Genomic DNA, 12,755 nt, shown 5'->3' on the forward strand with positions numbered 1-12,755 from the left:
GGGACGACGATGTCATCACTGAAGAAGCTGCTCGCCATCACATTGTGCGCAGAGGCAATCATTGCCCTGTGCGCGCCGGGGCCGCTGCAGGCACAGGAAGCCTGGCCCGCACGCCCGATTCAAATGATCGTTCCGTCGTCTCCCGGCTCGGGAACCGACGCGCTGGCGCGGGCCATGGCGCAGCGCCTTTCCGAATCGCTGAAGCAGGCCGTGGTCGTGGAGAACCGGCCGGGCGGCAGCGGGGTGATCGGAACCAATGCCGTTCTCAAGGCGGCGCCGGACGGCTACACGATTCTCTACACAACGGCATCCAACATGGTGGTTGCGCCTGCCGTCATGAAGTCCATATCCCAGGAGGCAAGAAAGGGCCTCATGCCGATCGCGCAGACAGCCGCGGGTGGGGTGTTGCTGCTGGTGAGCCCGGATCTGCCGGTGCACGACTTGCCAGGACTCATCGAGCTGGTGAAGGCGAATCCGGACAAGTACAGCTATGGCAGCTGGGCCACCGGCTCGTCCGCGCACTTGACCATGGAATGGCTGAAGAAGCAGACCGGCATGAAGACCGAGCACGTCGCATATCGGACAACAAGTCAACTGCTCACCGAGCTTTCCTCAGGGGTGCTGAAGATCGGCTGGACCGATCCCAGCGTCGCGGTTCCGTTCCTGCGTTCCGGGAAGGTGCGTGGCATTGCCATCGTCGGCAACGTGCGCTCGCCACAGCTTGCCGACGTCAAGACCATGAGTGAACAGGGCTACAAGTTCAACACGGTGGGATGGTTCGGCATGTTCGCCCCGGCCGGAACCAGTCCGGCGATCGTGAAGCGGCTGTCCGATGAGGCCAACAAGGTGCAGGCATTGCCGGAGATCGCGGCGCTGATGAAGAAACTGAACTTCGAGCCGCCGCCGGTAAAGACCTCCGCGCAGCTGGGCGAGATCGTCCGCAGCGATCTGCAAGTCTGGTCGAAGATCGCTAGCGACGCAGGGATCAGGGTCGACGAATAGGGGCTGGCGCCCCGTCATTGCGGCCTGCCCAGCGGCCCACTGCCCGCCATGATGGCAGCCGGCCGTCAACGATCCAGTGCGCCTGCACCAGCGAATCCTTGTCATAAGAAGGAAAGTTCAAGGCGTGCCAGGTAAAGCGGAACGTTGCCCCCTGCCAGATGATTCGATCGTCGCGAAACACACCCAGACATCAACCCATCCACTGCATCACCAAACCGGTTTGTCCTTCGGCGAGCTCAACCGCCGATCCGCAGGTGAACGGTCATATTCGATAGAGAACAGGAGACGGCATGGCGAAAATCGTTAAGTTCCATGAAACCGGCGGACCCGACGTCCTTTGTCTTGAGGACGGCAGCGTTGGTGAGCCCGGAGCGGGGGAGGTCCGCGTCCGCCACGTGGCGGCAGGCCTGAACTTCGCCGATACCTACTTCCGCAGCGGCACGTACAAGGTGCCGCTGCCCAGCGGCATCGGCAACGAGGCCGCTGGCGTGATTGAGGCTGTCGGTGCCGGCGTCACCCATCTGGCGGTCGGCGACCGTGTGACCTACACCGGATTTACCAACACGCTGGGCGCCTACAGCACGGAGCGGCTGATCTCTGCCGGTCCGCTGATCAGGCTGCCGCAGGCAATCAGTTGCGAAGTCGCGGCGGCCATGACCATGCGCGGTTTGTCGGCGGCCTACCTGATGCGCCGGATCTACCCCTTCAAGGCGGGCGACTCCATCCTGCTGCATGCCGCGGCAGGTGGTGTTGGCCTGATCGTTGCGCAGTGGGCCAAATTGTTGGGGCTGACGGTGATCGGCACGGTTTCGACCGATGCCAAGGCCGAAGTGGCGCGCGCCCACGGCTGTGACCACACCATCAACTACAGCCATGAGGACGTGGCCAGGCGCGTGCGGGAACTGACCGACGGCGTGGGCGTGAACGTGGTCTTCGACAGCGTGGGCAAGGACACCTTCATGTCCTCGCTGGACTCCCTCAGGCGCCGCGGCCTGCTGGTGTGCGTGGGTTTCGCCTCCGGCCCGGTAACCGGGTTCGATCCGGCAATCCTGGCCCGCAAGGGCTCGGCGTTCCTGACACGCCCGGGCCTGGCCGACTATATCGCCGATCCTGCCGAGAAGGCGGAACTGGTCGGCGAGCTGTTCGGCCACGTGGCGGCTGGCCGCATCCGCATCGGGATCAATCAGCGCTATGCCCTGGAGGATGCCGTGCAGGCACACCGGGACCTGGAGTCGCGGAAGACCACCGGCTCGTCCATTTTCGTGATTTGACGGCACGAAGCAGCTGTCTCATCCATCGACCTTCTCAAGATTCACATCTCAACCCGGAGATCTACCAACATGAACTTCCTTGACGGCCACCTGTATCCCGAGAACCAGCAGCCTCTGATCATCACCGCCGCTCCCTATGCGCCGGGCTGGATCCCGTCAGACTTCCCGGAAGATATCCCGGTCACCATGGCGGACCAGATCCAGAAGGCGGTGGATTGCTATGAAGCCGGTGCGAGAGTGCTGCATCTGCACGTGCGCGAAGAGGACGGCAAGGGCAGCAAGCGCCTGTCCAAGTTCAATGAGCTGATCGCCGGCGTGCGCAAGGCCTGTCCTGAAATGGTCATCCAGGTGGGCGGCTCCATCAGCTTCGCGCCTGAAGAGGGCCAAGGCGCCAAATGGCTTAGCGATGACACGCGGCATATGCTGGCCGAACTCGATCCTAAGCCCGACCAGGTGACGGTGACCGTCAACACCTCGCAGATGAATGTGACGGAGCATGCCGGTGTGGATGATTTCAAGGGACTGTCGCGAGGGTTCGCGCACCTCTACGATACCTACAAGGACATGGTCGTGCCCTCGAATCCCAGCTGGTTCGAGGAGCACGTTCGGCGTCTGACAGCCGCCGGGATTCAGAGTGAGTTCCAGTGCTACAACATCAACAGCTTTGAAACGATTGAGCGGATGATTCGCCGCGGCGTCTACAAGGGCCCGCTGGTGATGAACTGGGTGGCTATCAGCGGCGGCATGGATCAGGCGAACATCTACAACCTGGCAAACATCCTGCGCGCTGTGCCGGACGGAGCCGTGGTAACGGTGGAGAGTTCGGTGTTGAATGTGCTTCCCATCAACATGATCGGCATGGCCTTGGGCCTGCATGTGCGGTGTGGCATCGAGGACGTGCTCTGGAACCAGACCCGCACGGGAAAGATGAGCACCGTCGAGCAGATCAAGCAACTGGTGCGTATCGCCGGCGAATTTGGTCGCCCCATCGCGACGGCGCAGCAGACCCGCGAGATCTTGCAGCTTGGGGTCTTCTACGACACGGTGGAAGAGACGCTTCAGAAGAATGGCTTCGCACCCAATCGTAACGGTGGCCACCAGGGCTTCCTGCGCAAGGCCGAATGCATGTAAAGAGCCCTTGGAGGAACTGACGGCCCGGCATCCCGGACCCAACATGTGATGGCGAAGGCGGGACCCGCGACGGTGTGGGTCCCGCTCTTTCGCCTTGCTGCCGTGGACCCCCCAGACCTCAATTGCCGTGTGGCCGATACCGCGAGCAGGGTTTTCCCTCTGTTTGCGCGAATCGACAACAACTTGGCGTGATCGGTCAAGCCGGTTGACGCGTGGCGATCCGAGAATTGAGAAAAGACGGCAATCAAGAGGTACAGACATGAGGAAGCGAACCAATAACCTATGGTGGCGCGGATACGCCCTGGCGATCGGAGTCGGTGTCGTCGGTGGGGTGCCCGTGGCTCACGCCCAGGAGGATTGGCCAAGCAAGCCGATCCGCCTGGTGGTGGCGGGGCCTGCCGGCGGCAGCGCCGACGCCCTGGCGCGGCTGCTGGCGGAAGGCCTGCAGAAGGCGTGGAGCAAGCCGGTGATCGTGGAAAACAAGCCTGGTGCCGCCGGCGCGCTGGCGATCAGCGATTTGCAGGCCACCGGCAAGGATGGCCATACCCTTCTGGTCATCCAGGGCGGTGTCGTCAGCGAAGCGCCGTTGGCCTACAAGGTCCATTACAAGCCCTTTGCCGACCTGAAGCCCCTGGCCCAGGTCAGCCGCACGGGGTTGGTGCTGGTTGCCAACAAGGATGTGCCGGTCTCTAACCTCAAGCAGTTGGTGGACTACGGCAAATCGCAGAAGGACGGCCTGGTTTTCGCTTCCTACGCTGCGGGATTGAGGGGCCACACCTCGGGCATACTGCTCGGGCAACTCACCCACGTGCCAATGCGGCATGTTGGCTACAAGGGCTCTCCTCCGGCATTGAACGACCTGATGGGCGGCCATGTGCCGCTGATGTTCGATGGGGTGACTACCTCAATGCCGCTGATCAAGGCGGGGAAGATCAGAGCGATTGCCGTGGCCTATCCGACCCGGATTGCCGGATTGGCGGATGTGCCGACGTTCAAGGAGCTCGGTTACCCGCAGCTGGCGCAAGCGGGCTGGTTCGCCGTGTGGTCGCGCCCGGATGTCGCTCCGGCGGTCCAGCAAAAAATCCGCGAGGCGACGCTGGCGTATTTCAAGCAGCCCGCAGTGCAGAACCGCGTCAAGGATATGGGCATGGAGCAGGGGAATGCCGCCACCTCGGAAGAGATGATGGCGGACCTGAAGCAGGCATACCAGCAACAGGCCGCGCTGCTGAAGTCCATCAACTACCAGCCGGAATAATACGGCAGTCACCCGGCTGCGCAACTGGGCTGGGTGGTGACTACCGTTGCGGCATGCCCGACCGGTCGTGTCGATCTTTCAGTAAGGCGCGTCACCGATAATTGCGGTGCGCTCCATCTTCCGGTGGCACGGGGGGTAATCCATCACTGCGTAGTGCTGGGTCGAACGGTTGTCCCAGAACGCAACACTGTTTTTCTTCCAGCGAAAACGCACCTGGTACTCGGGGATGGTGGCCTGGCTGACCAGGTAGCTAAGCAGATTTGCGGCACCCGGCGCCTTGTCGATGCCGAAGCGCACATTGGCCGGCACGTTGTAGTTGGTGAAGTGCGTGGTAAAGCTTCCATTGACGAACAGCACTTTCTCTCCGGTTTCGGGATGGGTGCGCACCACCGGGTGCTCGGCGTCCGGGTACTGGGCCTTCAGCGCAAGACGCTTTTCGATCGGCATGGCGGCACCGAAGCTCGCCTCGATGCCGTGGCGCGCGCGCAATGTGGCGATCTTCGTCTTGATATCCTCGGGCAACTGGTTGTAGGCCTCGACCATGTTGACCCACATGGTGTCGCCGCCCACGGGTGGGCACTCGATACAGCGCAGCACGCAGCCTAGCGGTGGCTTCTCGCGCCAGGTGGCATCGGTATGCCAGGAATTCTCGTTGCGGTCGGGAGGACTGTCCGGGGTTTTGTAGATCTGGACCAGCCCCGGGTAATCGGGATGGCTGCCCACCACCGGATGGTCCTCCAGCTCGCCGAAGCGGCGCGCAAAAGCTACGTGCTGCGCGCGCGTGATGTCCTGGTCGCGGAAGAACAGCACGCGATGTCTGAGGAGCAGGGCGCGGATTTCAGCCATCAGCTGCTCGTCTTCGGCAGCCGCGCCGAGGTTGACGTTGCTGAGCTCAGCACCGATCGTGCAGGTGACTGGCTCGACCTGGATCGAATTGCCCAGAGAGGTTGCGCGGACCACTGCGGGTGCCGCTTTGAGGCGTTGGATCATGAAGGTTGTCTCCGATTTTTCGAACAGGCCGATCGATTCCTGCGAGTCTGGATCCAGCGGGTTTCTCCCGCTTGACACTACATGACCGGGATTTATCATTCCATGTCAATGTTCCACTCTGCTCGCTAATGTCGTCACTTGTCCGCGCTGCGGCCCTCACCAACTACAGCGAGGTCGCCCGAGTCGCCGGACTGGACCCGGTGCGGATGCTCCTTGACGCGGGGTTGAGTCCGGGCGTGCTGCGCGAGCCGGACCTCATGATTCCGGTTGAGCGTGTCGGACGGCTGCTGCAGGCGTCGGCAACCATGTCAGGCAACGAGAGTTTCGGACTGTGCATGGCCGAGTCGCGCCTGTTGTCCAATCTTGGGGCCGTAGGATTGCTGATCCGCGACCAGGCGACGCTGCGCGACTCGCTTCGCATGCTGATGCGCTATCAGGCGTTGCTCAACGGTGCGCTGTCGCTGGCGGTAGAGGAGTGCGGCGAACTGGTCATTATTCGCGAGGCGGTCATCGCTGGCAGCGCACATCAGCCCACGCGCCAAAGGGTTGAACTGGCGCTTGGGGTAATGGTGCGGCTGATACGCCAGCTTCTCAAGCCCGACTGGGAGCCGCGGCGCGTATGCTTCGAGCACCCGGCGCCGCGCGACCTTGGTACGCACCAACGGTTTTTTGGCCCTTGCGTCGAGTTCGACTATGACTTCAACTGCATCATCTGCGCGAAGGCCGATCTCGATGCACGCAACCCGTCTGCCGATCCGGCCATGGCGCGCTACGCGCAGCAGCTGATCGACGCGTCTGTCATGTCGCAGCACGCGACCATGCTAGAAGACGTGCGGCGCATTGTCCTGCTGCTGTTGCCCAGCGGACGTTGCAGCATCGAGCAAGTGGCGGACCATCTGGGCGTGGTGTGCCGCACGGTCCAGCGCCGGCTGGCGGAAGAGGGACAGAGCTTCTCGTCGATCGTCAACGACATCCGCACGGAGCTTGCCGCGCGTCATGTCATCGAGAGCGATCGTCCGTTGACCGAGGTGGCGACCCTGCTCGGGTTTTCCGCGCCGAGCGGATTCTCGCGCTGGTATCACGCGCAATTTGGTTGCAGCCCCAAGGAGAGCCGGTCCACGCGCGGCACAGTGCGCCGAAAGACCACTGCTTAGCCTGCACCGACCGTGATGCCACCCTCGGCCATCCGCCCGATACGCCACGTAAGGTAAGATCTTGGGCGCTGCGAGCGGTGCAGCGCCGATCGAGGGCAACACCCGACCGGTTCCCCAATAATCGGAAGGACTTACCCCTCATGGGCAGACTCAAGACTACCAACACGCCAGAACTGCAGTCGCTGCTTGCGCCGCAAACACCGCAGAATCCGGTCACGCTGGCGGTCGAGCAGGCGCTTATGCATGGACGCGACTGGTCGGCATCCGTCGCCGACCAGATTGCGGTGCGGCTGGCGGGACTGATTACGATCGACGTGATCCACGCAGGCCAACGCCTGCTTGAGAAAGACATCAGCGAGGTCCTGGAGGTCAGCCGCGCTCCTGTGCGCGAGGCCTTGCGCATCCTGGAGCGGGAGCGGCTGGTCGAGTTCCGCGCGCGGCGCGGCGCCATTGTCACCGAGCCCAATGCCCAGGACCTGCGGGATATCTACGTGGTGCGGGACGCACTGTTTGCGATTCTGCTCAGGCAGTTGATGGAAGAACGCGCGGACGCGCTTGATGCGTTATTCGAGCAATTCATGCCGCGGCTCGGCAAGGCCGTCGAGGAATCGGTGGACGCCTATATCAGCGTGACCTTCCTGGCGAACATGGCCATGGCAGACCTGTCGAGCAACCGGCTGGTCGGGGAGCTGCTGAATTCCATCTCGCTGCGGGTCCTGCGCTATGTGCGGCTGGGGCTCGCATCCCGTCCCGGGTCGCTGGAGAATTCCTTCAAGACCTGGCGTGCCCTGCAGCGCGCCGTGACCAGGCGGGACATCGATGCGGTCCTGGAGACCGCGCACAAGCGCATCGGAAACTCCCGCGAAGCCGCCATCCGTGCCCTGGCATCCGGCGTCCGGAAAGGCAAGGCCGGCCCTGCCGGCAACGACGCTGTGCCAGCCGGCGCTTTCTGAGTCCGCGCGGGCGGGACTGCCCGCTTAGGCTCTCCGGTCAGGGGACCCGCGCCCGGCTGGCGAATGCATTCCACTCCCGGAAGACCGTGTCCAGGCACGATGCCGAATCGCAGCGGTCCCGCTTTTTGCGGAATGCTGCAATGTCGGCGTCGGTGATTGCCCGCGCCTTGAGCAGGCGCTGCTGGTCGGCATAGATGCGCTGGTAGCCCATGGAAAACAGCGCGGATTCGCAGATCAGGCGCTGCGCCTGCGTAGCGTTGGCGGCGGTGGCGGACGGATCGCAGTCGATGTCGGTGGCATGCGCGGTGCTCAGGAACATGAGGCTTGCGGATGCCAGGGTGTGGAGGGCGATGCGGACAATGCGGGTCATGACGGGTTGGGGGCAGGGCTGACGCTCGACGCAAAGGCGCCGTGTCAGGCGAATAGTAGCGCGCCCCGATAGCGGGCCGACAGGTCCACTGCATGCCGGCCCGCTTCGCCGCGCTTAGCGGAACACGCTGACCGCCTCCACCAGCCGTGTTGCCTGCTGCTTCAGGCTTTCGGCCGCAGCCGCGCTTTGCTCGACCAGCGCGGCGTTCTGCTGGGTGATGTTGTCAAGGTCGCTGACCGCGCCCCCTACCTGGGATATTCCGCTGCTTTGCTCGGTGGTGGCGGCGCTGATCTCGGCGATCAGGTCGGATACGCGCTTGACCTGCGAGACGATGTCGTCCATGGCCTTGCCGGCTTCGTCGACCAGCTTGGCGCCGGACGCGACGTTGTGGACGCTGACATCGATCAGTCCCTTGATTTCCTTGGCGGCATTGGCGCTGCGCTGCGCCAGGCTGCGCACCTCGCCGGCCACCACGGCAAAGCCGCGGCCCTGTTCGCCGGCGCGGGCGGCTTCCACCGCCGCATTGAGCGCCAGGATATTGGTCTGGAAGGCAATGCCATCGATCACGCCGATGATATCGGCGATGCGCCTGGAGCTCTCGGTGATCTCGTTCATGGTGTTGACGACCTCCGACACCGCCTGCCCGCCGCGCTCCGCGGCGACGCTGGCGGAGCCGGACAGCTTGTTGGCTTGCGCCGCGGTCTCCGCGTTGCTCTGCACCGTGGAGGTCATCTGCGCCATCGACGCGGAGGTTTCCTGCACGCTGGACGCCGCCTGTTCGGTGCGCGCGCTCAGGTCGATATTGCCGCGCGCGATTTCATTGCTGGCGGTCTGGACATTGACGACCTGGCCGCTGACGTCGTCGATCAGCCAGCGGAACATCAGGCCGAGCTGGCTGATCGTGCGCAGCGTCATGCCGATCTCGTCGACCCGGTTCATGTGCACGGCCTTCTGGCTTTCGCCGGACGCCACGCGCAGCGCCTGCTGCAGGACCTGTTCCAGCGGGGTGGTGATCTGCCGTTGCAGCCACCAGGATGCCAGCAACGTGGCAAGCGCCATGACCCCTGCAAAGCCTGGCAGTGCCATGCCGGAAAGGCCCATGCCCCAGGCGCCGATGATACTGACGGGGAGCAGGGCGGCCAGCGCCAGCCGCACGCGCCAGCGACCGGCATGGTCTGGAACAGCGAGGTAAAGGCCATCAGGCCCGTGCGCACGATCAGTCCCTTGTGGAATTTCCGGCTGCCGGCCTGGCCCTCGCGGAAATCGCGATACAGCTTTTCCGCTGCCGCTATCTCCTCGCGTGTTGCCTTGGTGCGCACCGACATGTAGCCGGCGGGCCGGCCGTTGCGCACCACGGGCGTGGCATTGGCGCGGACCCAGTAATGGTCGCCGTTCTTGCGGCGGTTCTTGACCAGCGCGGTCCATGGCTCTCCGCCCTTGAGGGTGGCCCACATGTCGGCAAAGGCTTCGGCGGGCATGTCGGGATGGCGCACCAGGTTGTGCGGCTGCCCCTGGATTTCTTCCCGCGTGAATCCGCTGACCTCGACAAACGCGGCGTTGGCGTAGGTGATGTAGCTCTGCGTGTCGGTGGTCGACATCAGCGTGGCGTTGTCCGGGAAATCAAACTCGCGCTGGGTGACGGGCTGGTTGTCGCGCACGGCATTCCTCCTCATTCTCGATGGGCAGGGGGCGCATGCCTTGTTTGCTTTGCATGGATTCCGGCGCGCCACGGCTGCCGGATCGCGCCCCCTTCTCCCCGCCATGTCGGCCGCAGTTCCCTGGCGCTGATCCCCTCTTCCGTAGGGGAGGGGTTGAATACACTCAAACGAGTGAGGGCGACACCGTGGCGCAGGGCGTGGGTGTGGATCTGGCGTGCCTGGCTTGCTACATCCGGAACACCGCCCCCAGCCAGAAGCTGCGCGGCGCGCCCGGTGCCACGAACAGCGCGCTGGCGGCATCCCCCGGTGCCACGTGCGGGCGCACCAGGCTACCGCCGGGGAACACATCGTTCGCGATCTGTCCGTAGGTCTCGTAGCGCCGGTCAAAGACATTGGCCAAGCGTGCATAGATCTCAAACCGCTTGTTCACCTTGTACGCCGCGCGCAGGTTCAGGCTGGCGTAGCCGGGCACATGCCAGTCGGCGGTCTTCGGCGGCGCGCCCGGCTGCGGGTCGCTGCGCAGGCCGTCTTCGTTGCCGCTGGAGACGGTGCCTGACACCGCCACCAGGTCGGCGCCAAGCGTCAGGCCGGCCAGTGCCTGCCAGTCGAGGCCCAGCTTGAGCGTATGGCGGGGCAGGCCCGCCATGCGCATGCCGGGCCGGATGTCGATGGTGCGTTCGCCGGCGGCAAGCTGGCCGGCGGCCTGGTAGGTGGCCTGCAGATAGCTGTAGGCAAGCCGCAGCGTGACATCGCCCACGCGCTGGCGGGCGGTGAGGTCCAGACCCTGGTTGCGGGTGCGGTCGAAGTTGGCGAAGTAGCCGAGCTGGGTGTTCGGCGCGCGCAGGAAGAGGATGTCGTCGTGATTGTCGACGCGGTAGAACGACGCGGTGACTTCGGTGTCCTTGCCGCGGTGCCAGCGCACGCCTGCTTCATAGGAGTGTGAGACCACCTGCTTCAGGTAGGGATCGGCCTGCAGGCCGGCCGGCAGGCGGCAGGGCCGCGTCGGGTCGGCGCAGCCGAGTTCGAGCACGGTCGGTACGCGGTTGTTCTGCGCGTAGCCCCCGAACACGGTGACGCCGCCGCCCAGCTTCTGCGAGAGTCCCAGCGCGGGGTTGAGGCGGCGGTAGGTAAAGCTTTCGCGCGGCTGTTCGCTGCCGTCGCTGTTGCGCAGGGTATTGCTTACCTCGACGTGGTTCCACCTGGCCGAGGCGGTCAGGAAGGTGCTGGGGGTCAGCGACCAGGTGTCGGACAGGTACAGGCCGAGCATGCGCGAGCTGCCGCCGACGCCGGAGAACAGGGCATTGGGGGCGTCCGGGTCGGCCACGGCGCCGCGGTCGTCGGTGAAGGTGCCGGGCTGCGCGTACTGCGAGTAGGTCAGGCGGCTGCGGTCCAGGGTCAGGCCGGCGTTGAGCAGGTGGCGGTCGGTCTCCCTGGCCATGCTCAGCGCCATGCCGACGGTCTGCTGCCACATATGGGTGGTGTTGATCACGGCGGGATGCAGCGCGGCGCCTTCGGCCCGGGTCATGCCGCAGTCGGCGCCGAGCGGGCTGCCGTCGGGCGCAAAGCCGTCCTCGCAGTCTTCGGCATAGGCCTCGTAGGCGGGGTTGACATCGCCGTTGGTGGTGTCGCGGCGGCTGGTGCGCACGTAGGCCAGCGCGGCGGCGCTGGTCTTGTCGTCGAACCAGTGGCGGCCGTTGACGGCGACCTGGGTCACCTGGTTGCGGGTCTGGTCGGGGTAGGTGTACACGGCGTGGCGGTTGGCCTGGTAGAGGTCTGGCAGCGTGCCGTTGGCGCTGGCGTGGAAGCCGGGCACCAACCCGTTGCCGGTCAGCGTGCTGCGGCCGTGCAGCACTGACACGTCCACGCTGTCAGTGTCGCCCGCATAGCCAGCCTTGGCGAAGACGTTGCCAAGCCGGCCGCCCGACTGGTCGCGCCAGCCATGCTCCTGGAACAGGGTGCCGGCCGCGAATGCGTGCCAGCCGCTGTCGCTGCGCACGCCGCCGGACAGGTCGGCGCGCTTGCGGGCGCCGCTGCCGTAGGACAGGTCGGCCTCGAAGCCGGGCGAGTCCAGCCCGGAACGAGTGGTCATGGCCAGCGCCCCGCCCAGGGTATTGAGGCCGTAGGCCGGGTTGGCGCTGGACACCAGCGACACGCTCGCCAGCGCGGCTTCCGGGATCATGTCCCAGCTGACCACGTCGCCGAAGGGCTCGTTGACGCGGATGCCGTCCAGGTAGACCGACAGTCCCTGCGGCACGCCCGGAATGGATGAGGCACGGAAGCCGCGGTAGGTGATGTCGGTCTGGAACGGGCTGCCCTGGATGTCGTTGACGTTGACGCCGGCCAGGTTGCGGGACAGGTACTCGGCCAGGTTGCCGGCGCGCGACCGATCCAGGTCGTCGCCGCGCACGGTCTGCACGGTGTAGGGCACCAGGTCGCTGTCGACGCCGATGCCTGGCAGCGGCGCGGCGGCCACCACCAGGACTTCCGGCAGCATGGCGCTGTCCTGGTTTGGGACAGCGGTGTCGTGCTGCGCAACAGCGGGCCGCTGGGCCATCAGGGCGACCGCCATGGCAATCGCGGTGACGGCGCCGCGGCTGGTCCTGCGGCGGCAAGCCACGGTGTCGCGCGGCGCCTGCCCTGGCGGTGCGGGGCGCGGGTTGGCTGGCATGGTTCCGTCTCCTCCGGATAAGCGGCGCGATACCTGCCTTGGGTAGCGCCTGCCCGGAGCTGAGCAGGTTTCGTACCGTGCATCGGGAGTCCGGCACTTGCGCGGTGAGCGGCCCGGGAACGCGCTGGCCGAACCCGCCTTGCGCCGATGCCTGTCACAAAACAGGACAGCTGCGGACACAAGCAGCGGGCCGGTGCTCAACCATGGGACAGTCGTTCGCAGCGCACCGCACAAGGCACGGCCTGGCTGCAGCGTCCGGCAGTGCGTCCGGCGCGGCCAGGCAACGGCTGGCATGGAGCGCGG

9 protein-coding genes and 1 pseudogene are annotated in these 12,755 nt (G+C 65.0%); 6 read left to right on the top strand and 4 right to left on the bottom strand.

Going from position 1 to position 12,755, the window contains the following annotated elements; translation table 11 throughout:
• The first annotated feature begins 9 nt into the window (after positions 1 to 9).
• The 4 genes from C265_RS09805 to C265_RS09820 all read left to right on the top strand — a co-directional run bounded on the left by C265_RS09805 (position 10) and on the right by C265_RS09820 (position 4,659).
• Entirely contained in the window at positions 10 to 1,002 is a 993-nt protein-coding gene (locus tag C265_RS09805; RefSeq protein WP_010809756.1) for a tripartite tricarboxylate transporter substrate binding protein, read from the top strand.
• A gap of 290 nt (positions 1,003 to 1,292) precedes the next feature.
• Complete coding sequence (locus tag C265_RS09810) at positions 1,293 to 2,273, top strand: quinone oxidoreductase (RefSeq protein WP_010809757.1); 981 nt, start codon at positions 1,293 to 1,295, stop codon at positions 2,271 to 2,273.
• Between the two features lie 69 nt (positions 2,274 to 2,342).
• Entirely contained in the window at positions 2,343 to 3,404 is a 1,062-nt protein-coding gene (locus C265_RS09815; protein WP_010809758.1) for a 3-keto-5-aminohexanoate cleavage protein, read from the top strand.
• 259 nt (positions 3,405 to 3,663) lie between these two features.
• The gene (locus C265_RS09820) at positions 3,664 to 4,659 is read left to right on the top strand and encodes a tripartite tricarboxylate transporter substrate binding protein (RefSeq protein ID WP_037024010.1); all 996 of its coding nucleotides are present in this window, start codon (positions 3,664 to 3,666) and stop codon (positions 4,657 to 4,659) included.
• Positions 4,660 to 4,737: 78 nt separating this feature from the next.
• Here C265_RS09820 and C265_RS09825 read toward each other — a convergent pair whose 3' ends face one another.
• The gene (locus tag C265_RS09825; protein WP_010809760.1) at positions 4,738 to 5,649 is read right to left on the bottom strand and encodes a TauD/TfdA family dioxygenase; all 912 of its coding nucleotides are present in this window, start codon (positions 5,647 to 5,649) and stop codon (positions 4,738 to 4,740) included.
• A gap of 128 nt (positions 5,650 to 5,777) precedes the next feature.
• Here C265_RS09825 and C265_RS09830 point away from each other — a divergent pair, with 128 nt between their 5' ends.
• Both C265_RS09830 and C265_RS09835 read left to right on the top strand, forming a co-directional pair.
• A complete protein-coding gene (locus C265_RS09830) occupies positions 5,778 to 6,803 on the top strand; it encodes an AraC family transcriptional regulator (RefSeq protein ID WP_037024012.1) in 1,026 nt (341 codons plus the stop codon).
• 140 nt (positions 6,804 to 6,943) lie between these two features.
• On the top strand, positions 6,944 to 7,756 hold the full coding sequence (locus C265_RS09835; protein WP_010809762.1) for a GntR family transcriptional regulator: 813 nt from the start codon (positions 6,944 to 6,946) through the stop codon (positions 7,754 to 7,756).
• 37 nt (positions 7,757 to 7,793) lie between these two features.
• On the opposite strand, the gene C265_RS09840 is transcribed toward C265_RS09835, so the two are convergent.
• The 3 genes and pseudogenes from C265_RS09840 to C265_RS09850 all read right to left on the bottom strand — a co-directional run bounded on the left by C265_RS09840 (position 7,794) and on the right by C265_RS09850 (position 12,452).
• Positions 7,794 to 8,126 carry a hypothetical protein gene (locus C265_RS09840; protein WP_011616968.1) on the bottom strand — a complete coding sequence of 111 codons (333 nt, stop codon included), beginning with the start codon at positions 8,124 to 8,126 and terminating at the stop codon, positions 7,794 to 7,796.
• Positions 8,127 to 8,240: 114 nt separating this feature from the next.
• Positions 8,241 to 9,784 (bottom strand): annotated as a pseudogene (locus C265_RS33125) (methyl-accepting chemotaxis protein).
• A gap of 226 nt (positions 9,785 to 10,010) precedes the next feature.
• The gene (locus C265_RS09850) at positions 10,011 to 12,452 is read right to left on the bottom strand and encodes a TonB-dependent receptor (RefSeq protein WP_010809764.1); all 2,442 of its coding nucleotides are present in this window, start codon (positions 12,450 to 12,452) and stop codon (positions 10,011 to 10,013) included.
• Positions 12,453 to 12,755 lie beyond the last annotated feature (303 nt).

It is taken from the genome of Cupriavidus sp. GA3-3, assembly GCF_000389805.1.
Lineage (GTDB): Bacteria > Pseudomonadota > Gammaproteobacteria > Burkholderiales > Burkholderiaceae > Cupriavidus > Cupriavidus necator_D.

Excerpts from the sequence above, each read along its gene's own strand:
- C265_RS09805 (WP_010809756.1), top strand. The coding sequence starts at position 10 with ATGTCATCACTGAAGAAGCTGCTCGCCATCACATTGTGCGCAGAGGCA.
- C265_RS09810 (WP_010809757.1), top strand. The coding sequence starts at position 1,293 with ATGGCGAAAATCGTTAAGTTCCATGAAACCGGCGGACCCGACGTCCTT.
- C265_RS09815 (WP_010809758.1), top strand. The coding sequence starts at position 2,343 with ATGAACTTCCTTGACGGCCACCTGTATCCCGAGAACCAGCAGCCTCTG.
- C265_RS09820 (WP_037024010.1), top strand. The coding sequence starts at position 3,664 with ATGAGGAAGCGAACCAATAACCTATGGTGGCGCGGATACGCCCTGGCG.
- C265_RS09825 (WP_010809760.1), bottom strand. The coding sequence starts at position 5,649 with ATGATCCAACGCCTCAAAGCGGCACCCGCAGTGGTCCGCGCAACCTCT.
- C265_RS09830 (WP_037024012.1), top strand. The coding sequence starts at position 5,778 with ATGTCGTCACTTGTCCGCGCTGCGGCCCTCACCAACTACAGCGAGGTC.
- C265_RS09835 (WP_010809762.1), top strand. The coding sequence starts at position 6,944 with ATGGGCAGACTCAAGACTACCAACACGCCAGAACTGCAGTCGCTGCTT.
- C265_RS09840 (WP_011616968.1), bottom strand. The coding sequence starts at position 8,126 with ATGACCCGCATTGTCCGCATCGCCCTCCACACCCTGGCATCCGCAAGC.
- C265_RS09850 (WP_010809764.1), bottom strand. The coding sequence starts at position 12,452 with ATGCCAGCCAACCCGCGCCCCGCACCGCCAGGGCAGGCGCCGCGCGAC.